This is a genomic window from Streptomyces sp. NPDC031497, from assembly GCF_055580905.1.
In genome coordinates this window covers 373,805-389,304 of record NZ_JBVIKO010000005.1, presented here as the reverse complement: position 1 = coordinate 389,304, position 15,500 = coordinate 373,805, and the positions used below count along the sequence as shown (strand labels likewise).

The 15,500-nt window shown below is 72.0% G+C and carries 14 protein-coding genes; 4 read left to right on the top strand and 10 right to left on the bottom strand.

The window, feature by feature from the left end; translation table 11 throughout:
* The first annotated feature begins 135 nt into the window (after positions 1 to 135).
* The gene (locus ACZ5K7_RS13175) at positions 136 to 2,817 is read left to right on the top strand and encodes an ATP-binding protein (protein ID WP_468913056.1); all 2,682 of its coding nucleotides are present in this window, start codon (positions 136 to 138) and stop codon (positions 2,815 to 2,817) included.
* 81 nt (positions 2,818 to 2,898) lie between these two features.
* Here ACZ5K7_RS13175 and ACZ5K7_RS13170 read toward each other — a convergent pair whose 3' ends face one another.
* The 5 genes from ACZ5K7_RS13170 to pcaH form a co-directional block, all read right to left on the bottom strand.
* Positions 2,899 to 3,690, bottom strand: a complete 792-nt coding sequence (locus ACZ5K7_RS13170; RefSeq protein WP_351711468.1) for an SDR family NAD(P)-dependent oxidoreductase — start codon at positions 3,688 to 3,690, stop codon at positions 2,899 to 2,901.
* Between the two features lie 64 nt (positions 3,691 to 3,754).
* Positions 3,755 to 4,873 (bottom strand): bifunctional 3-oxoadipate enol-lactonase/4-carboxymuconolactone decarboxylase PcaDC, encoded by a 1,119-nt coding sequence (gene pcaDC / locus ACZ5K7_RS13165; protein WP_468913054.1) that lies wholly within the window; start codon positions 4,871 to 4,873, stop codon positions 3,755 to 3,757.
* Positions 4,870 to 6,201, bottom strand: coding sequence for a 3-carboxy-cis,cis-muconate cycloisomerase (pcaB, locus tag ACZ5K7_RS13160; protein WP_468913257.1), 1,332 nt, complete (start codon positions 6,199 to 6,201; stop codon positions 4,870 to 4,872). The genes pcaDC and pcaB overlap by 4 nt, the downstream gene beginning before the upstream one ends.
* Positions 6,202 to 6,233: 32 nt before the next feature.
* Positions 6,234 to 6,836: a protocatechuate 3,4-dioxygenase subunit alpha gene (gene pcaG, locus ACZ5K7_RS13155; protein ID WP_468913052.1), complete on the bottom strand. Its 603-nt coding sequence runs from the start codon at positions 6,834 to 6,836 to the stop codon at positions 6,234 to 6,236.
* A 6-nt stretch (positions 6,837 to 6,842) separates the two neighbouring features.
* Positions 6,843 to 7,616, bottom strand: coding sequence for a protocatechuate 3,4-dioxygenase subunit beta (gene pcaH / locus ACZ5K7_RS13150; protein WP_351711462.1), 774 nt, complete (start codon positions 7,614 to 7,616; stop codon positions 6,843 to 6,845).
* A gap of 359 nt (positions 7,617 to 7,975) precedes the next feature.
* Between pcaH and ACZ5K7_RS13145 the strand changes: the two genes are divergently transcribed.
* A complete protein-coding gene (locus tag ACZ5K7_RS13145) occupies positions 7,976 to 8,446 on the top strand; it encodes a MarR family winged helix-turn-helix transcriptional regulator (RefSeq protein ID WP_468913050.1) in 471 nt (156 codons plus the stop codon).
* Here the strand turns inward: ACZ5K7_RS13145 and ACZ5K7_RS13140 are convergent.
* Positions 8,443 to 9,417 (bottom strand): DUF3048 domain-containing protein, encoded by a 975-nt coding sequence (locus ACZ5K7_RS13140; RefSeq protein ID WP_468913048.1) that lies wholly within the window; start codon positions 9,415 to 9,417, stop codon positions 8,443 to 8,445. The genes ACZ5K7_RS13145 and ACZ5K7_RS13140 overlap by 4 nt on opposite strands.
* A gap of 120 nt (positions 9,418 to 9,537) precedes the next feature.
* Positions 9,538 to 10,602 carry an ATP-dependent DNA ligase gene (locus tag ACZ5K7_RS13135; RefSeq protein WP_351705381.1) on the bottom strand — a complete coding sequence of 355 codons (1,065 nt, stop codon included), beginning with the start codon at positions 10,600 to 10,602 and terminating at the stop codon, positions 9,538 to 9,540.
* A 219-nt stretch (positions 10,603 to 10,821) separates the two neighbouring features.
* On the opposite strand from ACZ5K7_RS13135, the gene ACZ5K7_RS13130 reads away from it, so the two are divergent.
* Positions 10,822 to 10,977 (top strand): hypothetical protein, encoded by a 156-nt coding sequence (locus ACZ5K7_RS13130; protein ID WP_351705384.1) that lies wholly within the window; start codon positions 10,822 to 10,824, stop codon positions 10,975 to 10,977.
* Positions 10,978 to 11,313: 336 nt separating this feature from the next.
* Here the strand turns inward: ACZ5K7_RS13130 and ACZ5K7_RS13125 are convergent, their stop codons facing one another.
* The 3 genes from ACZ5K7_RS13125 to ACZ5K7_RS13115 all read right to left on the bottom strand — a co-directional run bounded on the left by ACZ5K7_RS13125 (position 11,314) and on the right by ACZ5K7_RS13115 (position 14,436).
* The gene (locus ACZ5K7_RS13125; protein WP_468913046.1) at positions 11,314 to 12,108 is read right to left on the bottom strand and encodes an SDR family NAD(P)-dependent oxidoreductase; all 795 of its coding nucleotides are present in this window, start codon (positions 12,106 to 12,108) and stop codon (positions 11,314 to 11,316) included.
* Positions 12,109 to 12,160: 52 nt separating this feature from the next.
* A complete protein-coding gene (locus ACZ5K7_RS13120; protein WP_468913044.1) occupies positions 12,161 to 13,621 on the bottom strand; it encodes an MFS transporter in 1,461 nt (486 codons plus the stop codon).
* A gap of 119 nt (positions 13,622 to 13,740) precedes the next feature.
* Positions 13,741 to 14,436, bottom strand: coding sequence for a type 1 glutamine amidotransferase domain-containing protein (locus ACZ5K7_RS13115; RefSeq protein WP_450973064.1), 696 nt, complete (start codon positions 14,434 to 14,436; stop codon positions 13,741 to 13,743).
* Between the two features lie 128 nt (positions 14,437 to 14,564).
* Here ACZ5K7_RS13115 and ACZ5K7_RS13110 point away from each other — a divergent pair, with 128 nt between their 5' ends.
* Positions 14,565 to 15,467: a LysR family transcriptional regulator gene (locus ACZ5K7_RS13110; protein WP_468913042.1), complete on the top strand. Its 903-nt coding sequence runs from the start codon at positions 14,565 to 14,567 to the stop codon at positions 15,465 to 15,467.
* The last annotated feature ends 33 nt before the right edge of the window (positions 15,468 to 15,500 follow it).

The following is a 15,500-nucleotide window of genomic DNA, read 5'->3' as shown; positions in this document are numbered from 1 at the left end:
GCCGTCCCGCGTCGCCTCGCCGCACCCGCTGTCACCCGCCGCGGCAACAGCGGACCGGACCCGCCTCCGGACAGCCAACAGGACGGCTAGGCTCGTGGTCTGTACGTCGTTCGGGCGACTTGGGGAGGTAACGGGATGACGGAGGAACTACCCCTGGAGGGCTCCTCTGCTCCCCTCTGGGAGCGCGACGCCGAGATCGCCGCCATCACCGAGGCGCTCGACCTCCTGTGTGCCGACCGCTCCACCCCGGGGAACCTGCTGGTCCTGCGCGGCGAGGCCGGACTCGGCAAGACCGCGCTGCTGGCCGAGACCCGCCGTATCGCCAAGCGCCGCGGCTGCACCGTCTGGTCCACCCGCGGCGGCGAGACCCTGCGCAGCGTTCCCTTCAACGTCGTACGGCAGCTGCTCCAGCCGGCCCTGGTCTCCCTGCTCCCCGACGAGGCCCGGGAGTACCTCGGCGACTGGTACGACATCGCCGGCCCCGCCCTGGGCATCACCGACCCCGGTGAGCGCCAGGCCGACCCGCAGGGCGTCTGCGACGGCCTGGTCGCCGCCGTCCGCCGGCTGGCCAAACGCGACTGGCCGCTGGTGCTGCTGATCGACGACGCGCACTGGGCCGACCAGGAGACCCTGGCCTGGCTCGCCGCCTTCGTGGAGCGTCTCGATGATCTGCCCGTCCTCGTGCTGGTCGCCCGCCGCCCCGGCGACGTCGGCGGCGACAGCGCCCGCTACCTCGACACGGTGGCCGCCGCGGCCACGAACCCCGTGCACAATCTCAGCGCCCTCACCCCGGACGCCACCGCCGGACTCACCCTCGCCACCCTGGGCGCGCACGCCGACGCCCCGTTCTGCCGCGAGGTCTGGGCCGTCACCGGCGGCAACCCCTACGAGACCGTCGAACTCCTCGCCAAGGTCCAGGACAGCGAGGTCGAACCCGTCGAGGCCCGGGCCGGTGAACTGCGCGCGCTCAACCGGTCGGCCCGCGGCGGCGGACTCGTCACCCGCCTCGAAGGCCTCGGCATCGACGCCACCCGGTTCGCCTGGGCCGCCGCCATCCTCGGCACCGGCATCTCCGTCGACCTGGTCGCCCAGCTCGCCACCATGACCGTGGAGGACGCCGAGCGCTGCGCCGAACTGCTGCGCAGCGCCCGTATCCTCACCGCACCCGACCCGGCCGGCTCCCGCTCCCACGCCGGTGACCTGGAGTTCGTCCACCCGCTGATCGCCAGCGCCGTCTACAACTCCATCCCGCCGGCGATGTGCACCGCCATGCACGGCATCGCCGCCCAGATCGTCATCGACGACGGCCGGGGCATCGCCGAGGCCTCCCGCCATCTGCTGAAGGTGCATCCGGACGACGACGAGGAGCTCGTCCAGCAGCTGCGGGACGCGGCCAAGGAACACCTCGCCGTCGGCGCCCCGGACGCGGCCCGCCGCTGCCTCGAACGGGCCCTGGTGGAACCGCCCGTACCCGAGGTCCACGCGCGGGTGCTCTACGAACTGGGCTGCGCCACCCTGCTCACCAAGCCCGCCGTCACCATCGGCCACCTGCGGAGCGCACTCGGCATGCCCGGCCTCGGCGGCGCCGAACGCGTCGACGCCGTCTTCCGCCTCTCCCAGGCCCTCCTCCACAACGACCAGCTGGAGGAAGCCGTCCGCACGGTCGAGGCGGAGGCCGCCCGGCACGAGGAGGGCCCCGCCAGACTCCGGCTGCAGGCCGTCCAGTTCATGTGGGAGGGCATCGCCGGCGAGGCCGTCTCCCCGCGCCGCTCCGAACGCCTCGGCGAGCTCACCGACAACTGCACCGGCCGGGACAACTCCGAGCGCGCCCTGCTGATGCTGCGCGGCTTCGACCTCCTCATCCAGGGGGAGAGCGCCGAAGAGGTGGTGGAACTGTGCGACCGCTCCCTCGTCAACGGCCGGCTCGCTCCCGGACTCGGCTGGACCGACACCGAGTGGGGCATCGAGCTGCTGCTGATGCTCGCCAACGCCTACGTCTACACCGACCGCCTCGACCGCGCGGAGAGCCTCTACAACGAGGCCCTGCGCGCCTACGAGTCCGCCGGCTGGAGCGGTGGCCATCTCGCCCTCGCCCATGCCTATGTGGGCCTCGCCCACCGCAGGCGCGGCCGGCTGCGGGACGCGGAGACATCCCTGCGGGAGTCCTTGCGGATCGCCGAGCGGGTCGGCCGCAGACTGCCCCTGTACTGGACCGCCACCTGCAACCTGGTCGACACGCTGCTCGCCCGCGGCCATGTCCAGCAGGCCTGGGAGACGGCCGAGCAGTACGGTTTCGCACCGCCGTACCCTTCCACGATCGTGATGCCGGACCCACGCTCCGTGCGCGGCCGGCTGCTGCTCGCCGTCGGCCGTACGAAGGAGGCCGTCAACGAACTGGAGGCCGCGGAGAAGGCGGCCACCGCGCGCGGCCACTTCAACCCGGTGGTGGTGCCCTGGGCGCTCGACCTCGCCCGGGCCCTCGCGGGCGAGGACCCGGCGCGGGCGGCGCGGCTGGCGGCGGACGCGCGGCGGCACGCCGAGCGGTTCGGCACGGACACGGCGATCGGCGAGGCACTGCGGTGCGCCGCCGCGCTGGAGACCGGGCAGCGGCAGGTGCGGCTCGCCTCGCAGGCGGTTGCCTATCTGGAGGCGTCGCCGTGTCAGTACGAGCACGCGGCGGCGCGGGTGGAGTACGGGATCGCCGCGCGGTCGGTGGCCGAGTTGAACCGGGGGCTGGCGTTGGCGCGTTCGTGCGGGGCGGACGGGTTGGTCGCCCAGGCGCGGGAGGTTCTGGATACCGGGCGGGGGTTGCGCTGACGGGCGCGGGCCGTCTCCGGCTGGTCGCGCCCACGCGGCGGCAGCCGCATATCGATACAGCCCCGCGCCCCCTACGGGGCGCTACAGAGCGAGGAGTTGATCAGTCACTGCTGACAGCCGTTTCTGTACGTCACGGTCGTACGTCGCCTCGTGCGCCCGTGCCCTGCTCGTGCCGTCGAAGTAGCCGCCCGTACCCAAGTCCCTTGTCGCCAGGGCCAGTACGCCCGGGGCGCCGTCCGCCACCGTGCTCCAGGGCGCTACTCCGCCCTCCCTCACCATCGCCGTGTCCATGAAGGTGGCGGGGTGCAGGACATTCACTGCGACGCCCGTGCCCGTCAACTCCTCGGCCAAGGCGAAGGTATGGGCCGCCAAGGCGAACTTGGCCCGGCAGTAGGCCGCGAAGCCCTGGTAGCCGCGGGTGAACTCGGGGTCGTCGAAGTCCAGGGGCTCCTGGCCGGCCGAGCCCACGTTGACGATCCGGGCCGGGGCGTCGGCGCGCAGGACCGGCAGCAGGGCGTGGGTCAGGGTCACCGGGGCCAAATAGTTGACGGCCAGGCGCAGTTCGTGGCCGTCGGCGCTCAGTTCGCGCCCCGAGCCGGGCGTACCGGCTCCGACGCCCGCGTTGTTGATCAGTACGTCCAGGTCGGGGCGCGCGTCGGCGACCCGCTCGCCCAGCTCGCGGACCTGCGCCAGCGAGGCCAGGTCCGCGACGAAGCCCTCCGCGTCCCCCTCGGTGCGCAGTTCCTCGACCAGCGCCTCGGTACGACCCGGATCCCGTCCGTGCGCGAGGACGACATGGCCGGAGCGGACCAGTTCGAAGGCGACATACCGGCCGAGCCCGGAGGTGGCACCGGTGATCAGAATGGTGGACATGCTTCCAGCCTAGGCACGGACCACCACCGGTTGCCTGATCCTGCTGGGGCTACGACCGCCAGGGTCACCCTTCCTCCTCGGCCAGCACCCGCTGGGCCGCCGCGAACGCCGAGTTCGCCGCCGGAACCCCGCAGTACACGGCCGTCTGCAGCAGGACCGCGCCGATCTCCTCCGGAGTGAGCCCGTTGCGCCGGGCGGCCCGTACATGCATGGCCAGCTCGTCGTGGTGGCCGTGCGCGACCAGCGCGGTGAGGGTGATCATGCTGCGTTCGCGGCGGGAGAGGGTGGGGTCGGTCCAGATCTCGCCCCAGGCGTAGCGCGCGATGAAGTCCTGGAAGCGGGCCGTGAACGGCGTCTGGCGGGCCTGTGCCCGGTCGACGTGCGTGTCGCCCAGCACCTCCCGGCGCACCGCCATGCCCCGCCTGGCGCCGCCGTCGAGGTGCGAGCGGAGCGCGGTGAGGACGGCCTCGGGACACTGCGCCGGCGCCAGGTGGGAGGCGCCCGGCAGCTCGACCAGCGTGGACGCCGGTACCGCGTCCGCGATCTCCCGCAGATGCGGCGGCGGGGTCGCGGGGTCCTGGCGGCCCGCGATCAGCAGGGTGCGTACGGCGATCTCGCCGAGCCGGTCCCGCAGGTCGAAGGCGGCCAGCGCGTCGCAGCAGGCGGCGTACGCCTCCGGGTCCACGGTCCGCTGGTCCTCGACGAGGCGGGGCACGGTGAAGCCGGGCGTGAACCAGCGGGAGCCCGCGTTCTCCGCGAGCCACCGCACGCCCTCCCGGCGCACCCGCTCGGCCCGCTCCTCCCAGGGCTTGGAGCCGTTGAAGTGGGCGGAGGAGCAGATCACGGCCAGGCTCTCCAGCCGGTCCGGGTGGTGGACGGCCAGGTGCAGCCCGACCGCGCCGCCCAGCGACACCCCGGCATACCCGAACCGCTCGATGCCGAGCGAGTCGGCGAGCGCGAGCACCAGGTCGGCGAGGTCTCCGACGGTCGCCCCCGCCTTGATCAGACCGGGTGCCGAGCCGCCGTGCCCCGGCAGGTTCCAGCGCACCACCCGGTGGCGCGTCGACAGTTCGGGCGCCACCGCGTCCCACAGCGCGTACGAGGTGCCGAGCGACGGCCCGAGCAGCAGCGGGGGAGCGGAGGTGGGGCCTTCGGCACGGTGGTTGAGGAGGTTCTCGATCAACGTCGCTCCAGTGCACGGTCGGTGAGGGCGCCGGCGGAGCCGGTGTAGCGGGCCGGGTCGGTCAGGTCGTCGAGGTCGATGTCCTTCAACTCGGTTTCCTCCGCGAGGAGTTCACGCAGCGTACGCCGCTCGGTGTTGGTACGGCGGGCGAGTTCGGTGAGCAGTTCCTTCGCCCGGGACCGGCCGAGCACGGGGGCCAGTCCGGCGGACAGCCGCTCGGAGACGATCAGCCCATGGGTGAGATCCAGGTTCCGGCGCATCGCCTCCGGGTGCACCCGCAGCCCCTCCGCCAGCTCCGCCGCGTCCCGCGCCGCGCCCCCGGTGGCGCGCAGCAGGTCCCGCAACGGCTCCCACTCGGCATGCCAGGCGCCGGCCGGCCGCTCGTCCTCGGCGACCAGGGAGCCGTACAGGACGGCCGCGAGCTGCGGGGCCCGACGGGCGGCGGCGACGACGAGCGTGGAGCGCACGGGGTTCGCCTTGTGCGGCATCGCCGACGAACCGCCCCCGCTGCCCTCGGAGAGCTCACCGATCTCGGTCCGGGACAGCGTCAGCACATCCACGGCGACCTTGCCCAGTGCCCCGGCCGTGAAGGCGAGGCACCCGGCGAGATCGGCGACGGGTGTACGCAGGGTGTGCCACGGCAACAGAGGTGCGGTCAGCGCGAGTTGCCGTGCGTACGCCGCCGGCAGCTCTTCGGCGTGTGCCGCGCCGTACGCGCCGAAGGCCGCCAACGTGCCTGCCGCGCCCCCGAGTTGAACGGGCAGCGACTCGCGGACCCGGGCCGTGCGGTCCCGGGCGTCGAGGACCAGCGAACGCCAGCCGGCCGCCTTCAGCCCGAAGGTCGTCGGTACGGCGTGCTGGGTGAGCGTACGCCCCGGCATCGGGGTGTCGCGGTGCTCGGCGGCCGTCCGGGCCAGCTCCCGCTCGGTACGCCCGAGGTCGGCGAGGACCAGGTCCAGGGTGCGGGCGGCGACCAGCATCGTCGCCGTGTCCATGATGTCCTGGCTGGTGGCGCCCCGGTGCACGAACGGCCCGTACTCCGTGCCGACCGCCTTCGTCAGGTCGGCGACCAGCGGGATGACCGGGTTGCCGCCGGCGCGGGCGCGCTCCGCGAGGGCGCCGACGTCGAAGCGGTCCGGATCGGCCGCCTCGGTCACGGCCGCGGCGGCCTCGGCCGGGGCCAGCCCCAGCGCGGCCTGGGCGCGGGTGAGGGCCGCCTCCGCGTCCAGCAGTGCCCGCAGATAGGCGCCGTCTCCGGTCGCGGACGCGGCGGCGGACCCGGTCCACCCGGGACCGAGCAGCCCGGTGTCACCGTCGCCGTAACCCACTGGGGGCACCTCCCGACCGGAGGGTGGGGGAGTCACTGGAACTCCAGGAAGACCGTTTCGCCCTCGCCCTGAAGGCGGATGTCGAAACGGTAGGTCCCCCGGCCCTCGTCGGCGGCGACCAGCGTGTCGCGTCGCTCGCCCACCCGGGTGAGCAGCGGGTCGGCGCTGAGCGCGGTGTCGTCGCCGGGCAGATAGAGCCGGGTGAACAGGTGCATGAGCAGGCCGCGCGCGAAGACGCACACGCTGATGTAGGGCGCGCTGTCGCCGCGGGCGCCCGGCCGCAGCGTCCGCGCGTACCAGTGCCCGTCGGCGTCCGTCTGGATCCGGCCCCAGCCGGTGAATTCCACGCCGTTGCGGCCGAGGTGGTCACCGGTCGCGGGGTCGCGCCGGATCGAGCCGTCGGTCGTGGAGACGTTCCCGTCCGGGTCGGCGCCCCACAGCTCCACGAAGGCGTCCGGCAGCGGGTCGCCCTCGCCGTCGAGGACGTACCCGTGGACCGTGATCGTGTCCGGATGGCCGAGGGGCGCGATCTCCTCGCCGCCGCGGAACGGCAGCGCGTAGCCGTAGAACGGGCCGACCGTGTGCGACGGGGTGGGCAGCACCTGGTCGGGGCTGCTCGTGTCGATCTTCGTCATGGCAGCTCAGCGCCCTTCTTCGAGCCAGGTGGCGTGCGGGCCGTCCAGCACGATGTCCCAGTGGTAGCCCATCGAGAACTCCGGCACGGACAGGCTGTGGTCGTAGGTCGCGACCAGGCGCTGCCGGGCCGCGTCGTCCGTCACGGACTGGATGATCGGGTCGTACGGGAACAGCGGGTCGCTCGGGAAATACATCTGCGTCACGAGCCGCTGGGTGAACGCCGTACCGAACATCGAGAAGTGGATGTGCGCCGGACGCCACGCGTTGAGGTGGTTGCGCCAGGGGTAGGGGCCCGGCTGGACGGTGGTGAAGCGGTAACCGCCGTCGGCGTCGGTGATCGTACGGCCGGCACCCGTGAAGTTCGGATCCAGCGGGGCGTCGTGCTGCTCGCGCTGGTGCGCGTAGCGGCCCGCCGAGTTGGCCTGCCAGATCTCTATCAGCTGACCTCGGATCGGCCGGCCGTCCCGGTCGAGCAGCCGCCCGGAGACCGTGATGCGCTCGCCGATGGGCTCACCGGTGTGCTGCCGGGTCAGATCGTTGTCGATCGCGGTGATGTCCCGCTCCCCGAAGGCGGGCGAGTGCAGCTCCACCAGCTCCGGATCCTTGCTGGTGTCGATGGCGACCAGGGGTTGTATGGGGTGCCGGAGGACGGAGGAACGGTAGGGGTCGTAGTCCCGGCGGGGGTGATGCTCGACGGGAGCGCCTTCGGCGACGCGCTTTTCGTACGCCGCGTGCTCGGCGGCGATCTCGAGGTCGATGTCGGCTTGGGTGAGTGTCATGGAAAGTCCCAGGTGTGAGTGCCCCGTCGGGGGCGCGGGGCTGTATCGATGTGCGGCTCCGCCGCGTGGATGCCCTGCGGGATCAGCTCAGCCCGCGCTCGTGCGACGCCGGCGACGCGCCCTGCGGCGCGTCGGCCACCGCCTCCCCGGCCGTGGCGACCACCTCGTCCATCCGTGAAGCTCCATCTCGATCAAGAAATTAATCAGGGCACTGAGTATTTCAGCGAGACATCTTTCACGCTGCCACTGGTCCTGCTACCCGTCAAGAGCTTGGGTGATGGCAGACGGGTGTACAGACAGGATGTGGTGACTGCGAGTATCGTTCAGTGCACCAATCAATTCGGATCTTGGGGGCGCATATGGCCGCGGTGGACCTCACCACCCACCCCGGGCACCTGGCCCGGCGGCTTCAGCAGGCCCACTACCTGCTGTGGAACACGATGGTCTCGGAGGAGATCACCTCGCCGCAGTTCGCCGTCCTGAACGCGCTCGTCGCCGAGCCGGGGCTGGACCAGCGCACGGTGGGGGAGCGGGTGGGTCTTGACCGGTCGACCATCGCCGAGGTCATCAGCAGGCTCGGCCGGCGCGGGCTCGTCGACAAGGTGCGCGACCCGCAGGACGGCCGCCGCTTCCTGCTGCGGCTCACCGACGACGGGCTGCGCACCCACCGCAAGCTCACCGTGCGCACCGCCCGGATGAACCAGGTCTTCCTGGCCCCGCTCTCCGCCGAGGAGCAGACCCAGTTCTTCGATCTGATCCGCCGCGTTTCGGACGCGGCGGAGGGGCTGCGCAATCCCAGGGAGCCCCTCGTCCCGGGACAGCACACCTAGGCCTTGGCGAACACCACCCAGACCTGCCCGTCGGCGAAGTCCACCGGACTGCCGTCCGCCCCGGTGAACGTCGTACCGTCGCCGGCCTCCTGCCGTGTCCAGGTGGCCCCGAAGGACCGCCCGTCCCGCAGCACTTCGGCGTTGCCCGACCCCACCGTCTCGGTGAACGGCGTGTAGTTGCCGAGCACGTCGTGATACCTGGACGTGCGTATTCGCACGTGCTGCACCACGACCGTCGCGGCCGCCACCCGCTTGCCGGCCGTGGTCCGGGCCGGGGTGCCGTCCATCGACACCAGCCAGCGCTTCTCGCCGGCGGACCAGGTGAAGGTGAAGCGGGCCGCCGGATACCGCACGGTGCGGGTGGCGGTGACCGTGCCGCCGGCCGGGGCCGGACCGTAGCGGAAGCCGGTGGTGAGCGCCGCCTTGCCGGGTGCGCCGGCCATCAGCTTGGCGGGGCGGACATACAGGTTGTGCGGGGCCGGCTTGTCGCTGCCCCGGTAGTAGGCGTCGGACGCGGCGTCGGGGCTCTCCGGCCGCAGCGGTGCCCGGTCGATCAGCGGGAGCAGCTTGCGCTGGGCACCGGAGAAGGCGAGCGTCGGCCGGTCGAACTGGCGCAGCAGTTCCAGGTCGGACTCGCGAGCGCTGCGCACCGGCCCGACGACCTCGGGGAGCTTGGTGGCGTACACCGCCATCAGCCGGCTGAGCCCGCCCTCCACCTGCTCCGCGTACACCACGTCGGCGGAATCCAGCCCGGTCTGGGGGCGGCCCGCGGCGACGTTGTCGATCTTCACGGCCAGTACGGAGCCGGTGCCGGCGGTGTGCCGCCCGTCCGGTGCCTGGCTGCCGTGCGGTGCCCCGCCGTCGTCCGAGGCGCCGTGCCGGGTGCAGCCGGCCGTGAGGGAGGCCGTCAGCACGGCCGCGGCCAGCACCGCCCTCAGCGCGGTCCGGCGCGTCGGCGCCCTGTGTCGCATGCCCACCGTTGCCACCCCGTTCGTCCTCTTGATTGTGTGCTCGTCGGCTCATCGGGGCCATACCCGGTCGAAACCGATCGCGCGCCGGTGAAGGACCGACCCGGGCGGAGGGCGTCGGGGCTACGACCCCAGGATCTCCGCGAGGTCGTACCGCACGGGTTCCTCCAGCTGGGCGTAGGTGCAGCTGTCCGCTGTGCGGTCCGGGCGCCAGCGGCGGAAGCGGGCCGTGTGCCGGAAGCGGGCGCCGTTCTCCATGTGGTCGTACGCCACCTCGGCCACCCGCTCCGGCCGGAGCGGCACCCAGGACAGGTCCTTCTTGCCCGACCAGCGGCTCGGCGCGCCGGGCAGCCGGGCCGACTCGTGGGCGGCCTCCTCCGCCCAGGCCGCCCAGGGATGCCCGGAGACGTCGTCCATACGCAGCGGCGCCAGTTCCTCGATCAGCTCGGCCCGCCGTTTCATCGGGAACGCGGCCGACACGCCCACATGCTGGAGGGCGCCCCGGTCGTCGTAGAGACCCAGCAGCAGCGAGCCGACCACCGGGCCGCTCTTGTGGAAGCGGTATCCCGCCACCACGACATCGGCGGTCCGCTCGTGCTTGACCTTGAACATGGCGCGCTCGTCCTGGAGATAGCGCAGGGTGAGCGGCTTGGCGATGACCCCGTCGAGGCCCGCCCCCTCGTACTGCTCGAACCACCGCCGGGCCACGTCCACATCGGTCGTCGCCGGTGCCAGGTGCACCGGTGGGGCGACCCCGGCCAGCGCGGTGGTGAGCAGGGCGCGGCGGTCGGTCAGCGGAACGTCCAGCAGGGACTCGTCGGCCAGCGCCAGCAGGTCGAAGGCGACGAAGGAGGCGGGCGTACGCTCCGCCAGGGTGCGCACCCGGGAGTCCGCCGGATGGATCCGCTCGGTCAGCGCGTCGAAGTCCAGCCGGCCCTCCCGTGCGATCACGATCTCCCCGTCCAGCACGCACCGCTCGGGCACCCGCTCCCGCAGTGCCGCCACCAGCTCGGGAAAGTATCGGGTCAACGGCTTCCCGGTGCGGCTGCCGAGCTCCACCTCGACGCCGTCCCGGAACACGATCGCGCGAAAGCCGTCCCACTTCGCCTCGTACTGCATGTCCGGCGGGATCGTCCCCACCGACTTGGCGAGCATCGGCTTCACAGGTGGCATCACCGGCAGATCCATGCCACTAATTTACTCGGTGTCCAGAGGGCCGCCGAATCGTCCATGGAGTCCAGAGAGCGCAGGTCGGAGTGCATCCGGCCTGCGTTCTTCCGTGGGGTCTGTGAGACGAGTGTGAGACGCCCGCTTCTGCCGTCAGGGCGCGTGCTCTGTCGAGGGCTCCTGAGCACATTGCGCCTTGCCGCTGGGCGAGTGCGGTTTGCCCTTGCCGCTCGTGGACACGTGGCAGCCGCAGTTCTGACAACGCCAGATCTGCTGCCCGTGGGCGTCTGTGTCGGGTGCGTCGACGTGGCCGACGACCTGGTGAGCTTCGCCGCTCACCTGCGGCAGCTCGCCCGCACCGTCAACCACGCCGCTCCCGTGGAGCGTGCGGCATGACGACCACCATCCCCTGCGGCACGGCCGGTGCCGCACCCACAACTCCGTCGGCGACAACGACGAACCCACCCACACCAGCGAGACCCTCACCGTCACCCTCGTCCACGGGGAAGAGGCATGCTCGAGACGCTGTCAAAGCCCCCTTTCAACCCCCTGGCTGACGACCCATCCCTTCCTGAACCCTCCTCAGAGGTCGTTTTCATCTGTCTCAGACAGGTATAGCGAACCGCCGCAGTCCTGCTGGTCACCGTCGGCGACGGCACCGGCTTTCCCATCGCCGCATGCCTCGCCTCCTACGTCGGCCTCGCTCGTGCCGTCGCTGCCACCTGCCTCGGGTCAGACGTTCGTCAGCAGGCTCCGGGTCAGTTCGCCCAAGCGTCGGAGGTAGCTCGGGTCGTAGGCCTCTTCCGAGGCTCGCGCCTCCAGACCGCTCTCGAAATAGCGGCCGGTGACGCCGGAGAGTTCCGGGGCGTCCACCAGTCGGCGGGTGGCGGACAGCCCCTTCTCCAGGGTGTCGACGAACTCCATGCCGGACCGCCTCGACATGGCCGTGGGCATGTACGTCGCCGGGTGGACGCTGTTGACGGTGACGCCGCTGCCGGTCAGCTCCTCGGCCAGCTCCCGGGTGTGACAGATCAGAGCGAGCTTGGAACGGCAGTAGGCGGCGATGTCGCTGTAGCCGCGCTCCAGTTGCGGGTCGTCGAAGTCCATCGGCTGCTGGCCGATCGAGGCGACGTTCACGATCCGGGACTCTCGCGCCCGTCGCAGCAGCGGGAGCAACTCCCGGCTGAGGAGCACCGGGGCGAGGTAGTTGACCGCGAGGCGTAGTTCGTGGCCGTCCTGGGAGATTTGACGTGTGGTGCCGTCCGCGTGGAATCCGACGCCGGCGTTGTTGACCAGCGCATCCAACCGGTCGTGTTCTCCCGCGATCCGCTCCGCCAGGAGCTTGACCTCGGCGAGCGAGGAGAAATCGGCCTGGAATGCCTCACCGCCGGTCGCCTCGACGACTTCCTTGAGCCGGCCGGCGTCACGGCCGTGCAGCAGCAGCCGGTGCCGCCCGTCCGCCGCGAGGTCTTCCGCGAGGGCGCGGCCGAGCCCGTCCGATGCGCCGGTGATCAGGATCAATGCCATGTGTCTCTCCAGGAACGGGCCGGGTGGGTGGGGGATGAGGACGCTCGGCGCGTCAGGGTGGGGTGGAAGCGGTGGCGGTACGGCCTTCGTCGGCGCGGTCGGCGTGCGGCTCGCCGAGGGGCGTACCGATGCGGCGAGGGACTCCGAGGCCGCGCAGGGCCACCGCCACCACGATGGCGAACGCCCCGCCGGCGAGACCGAAGGCGAGGGTGAAGTGGCTCTCGGCGGGTAGGCCCGCGTCCGTCGTGCCGGCGAGCAGCGTTCCCAGCAGGGCGCTGGCGACGGCGCTGCCGACCGAGCGGCACACGGAGTTGATCCCGTTGGCCACGCCGGTCTGCGCTCTGGGTACGGCGTCGAGCAGGACAGCGGGAAGGGTGGCGAACCCGAAGGCGATGGCGATCCCGACGAGCACACCGCCCGTGAGGACGGAGGCGGGCCGGCCATGTGCGAAGGCCAGCAGCGCGAAGCCGCCGACGCCGAAGCCCGCGCCCGAGGCGAGGGTTCGGCGGGCTCCGAGTCGTCCTGCCAGCGCGCCGGCGACCTGCGCCGCGATCAGGGAGGCCGCCGCGGGCGGCAGGAGGTAGCCGACGGAAGCCCGCAGCACGGTGGCGTCGAATCCGTACCCGGCAGGTGCGGCGGGAAGCTGCACCAGCGCCGATATGCCGAGGAACTGCGAGAACATGGCGAAACCCAGCAGAAAGCCCATGAGGTTGGCGAAGACCACGGTCCGCAGGGCGAATACGCGCAGGTCCACCAGCGGATCACGGACGCGGCGTTCGGCCAGGGCCCAGACGGCGGCTGTGACCGCGGCACCGGCGAAACAGCCCAGGGTCGCGCCGGACGCCCAGCCCCACACGGCGACGCGTGAGAGGGGAAGCAGCAGAAGGGTGAGCATGACGGCCAGGAGCACGGCCCCGAGCCAGTCGGTACGTCCGCCGGCCGGTGTACCCGAGTGTGGGACGGCCACGGCTGTGGCGATCAGGGCGAGGCCGGACAAGGCGGCCGCCGCCCAGAAGACGCGGTGGTAGTCGGGCGCGGGCCCCTGGGTGAGCAGTCCCGCACCGACCAGCGCAAGTCCATTGCCGAAGGCCAGAGTTCCGCTGATCAGCCCCATGGCGCCGGGGAGCCGGCGAGCAGGCAGCCCGTTGCGCAGGACCGACTGGGCGAGAGCGAAGACCGCGGTGGAGGCCCCCTGCAGTGCCCGCGCGACGATCAGCCAGGGCAACGTGTCGGCGGTGGCGCCGAGGACCGAGCCGGCCAGGGTGACCGTCAGCACCCCGATCAGCACCGGCTTGGTGCCGTACTGGTCCGCGAGCCGGCCCAGCAGCGGTGTGCAGACGGCCGCGGACAGCAGCGTGGCGCTGGTGAGCCAGCTCGTGTCCGCCGCTGTGGCACGCAGGTCGTCCTGAATGACGCCGAGGACCGGCACCACGAGGGTCTGCATCATGGACACGACCATCGCGGCGAGACCGAGCACCGCGACCAGGATCCGCTCCCGGGAGCGGGAGCTCACCGGTGAGTGTGTACGTGACATGGAGGGGCTTTCCGGAAACGGCCAGGCGCGCCACGGCCTGGCGAGGGGGCGGTCCCGAACCGTGGCGCGCCGCCGGGGGCTTCGTTCCGGTGGCCGGCTCAGCCGAGCGTCTTGAGCAGGACCGCGGCCAACTCGGCCGAGGAACCCGGGTTCTGACCTGTGATCAGGTTTTTGTCGGTGATCACGTACGGGGCCCACGGCTCGCCCTCGGTGTAGTCCACGCCGAGCGCCACGAGCCGGTCCTGCAACCGCCACCTGACCTTGTCGCCGAGTCCGGTCCCGGCTTCCTCGGCGTTGCTGAACCCGGTGACCCGGTAGCCGTCGACCGGCGAGGTGCCGTCCGGCCGCTCGGTCGCCAGCAGGGCGGCCACGCCGTGGCAGACCAGCGCCAGGGGCCGGCCGGCCTCCAGGGTGGCGGTGATCAGCCGGGCCGAGTCGGCGTCCGCCGACAGGTCCTCCATCGGGCCGTGACCGCCTGGGTAGAAGACGGCCAGGTAGTCGGCCGGGTCCACATCGGCAAGGACGATCGGCCGGCGCAGTTCGGCCGCCCGGTCCAGCAACGCGGCGACGGCCTCGGCGCCCTCCTCGCCGCCGTTGAAGTCCGGTGTGAGGCTCACCGGGTCGACCGTGGGCGCTGTGCCGCCCGGGGTCGCGACGACCACCTCGTGTCCGGCCTCGGTGAGCGCGCGGTAGGGGGCCGCGAATTCCTCGGCCCAGAAACCGGTGGGGTGCCGGGTGCCGTCGTTCAGCGTGAGACGGTCGGCCTGCGTCATGACGAACAGAATCCTGCCCACAGTAGGTGCTCCTTCAGTGCTGATCCGGCGGCAGATCGCACCCGCCGGCTGACGGACCCGACGGTAGATCGCCGTGCGATCGAAAAACCAATAGGCTTTTCCCTATGCCCGATAGAAAACATGATGGAATGCGGGACGGCGGCAAGGCGTTGGACCTGACTCAGCTGCGTACGTTCCTCGCCGTGTACCGGGCCGGTTCCCTCACCGAGGCGGCCCGCCGTCTGAAGCTCGCCCAGCCCACTGTCACCAGCCAGATCCACTCCCTGGAGCAGCAGCTGGACCGCCAGCTCTTCGAGCGGCTGCCCCGTGGTGTCGCCCCGACCGCGGTGGCCGACGACCTGGCCGCCCGGATCGCGGCCCCCATGGACGAGCTCGCCACAGTGGCCGACCGCGACACGTCCGGCGTCTCCGAGACGGTGCACCTGGCAGGGCCCGCCGAAATGCTGTCGGTCCGCGTGCTGCCGGTCCTCGCGCCGCTCGTGGCGCAGGGGCTGCGGCTACGGGTGACCACCGGACTGGCCGACGACCTGCTCGACGGCCTGCGCGCGGGGCGCTTCGACCTGGTCCTGTCCGCCGTACGTCCGCGCGGGCGCTCGGTCCTGGCGACACCGCTGATGGACGAGGAGTTCGTCCTGGTGAGCGCGCCCTCCTGGGCCGCCCGGATCGGCCCGCTCACCAGCGACGACCCTCGCCCGCTCCACACCGTCCCTCTGGTCACGTATGCCGAGGACATGCCGATCGCACGCCGCTACTGGCGGCACGTCTTCCGTACCCGTCTGACCCTCCTGCCCGCATTGGTGATGGCCGACCTGCGTGGCGTACTGGCCGCGGTCGCGGCAGGTGCGGGATTCACCGTCCTGCCCCGCTACCTGTGCGCCGGCGAACTGCGGACGGGTGCCCTCGTCCCCCTCGTCGAGCCCGAGGACCCACCCATCAACACGGGTTTCCTCGCCCAGCGCACCGGCTCCGGACTCGGCCACGACGCAGTCCGGGTCCGGGACACCCTCCTCGACGCCGCCCGGTCCTGGTAGGCCGAGTCCCAGCCAGGAGGCTGGAGGCGTGGT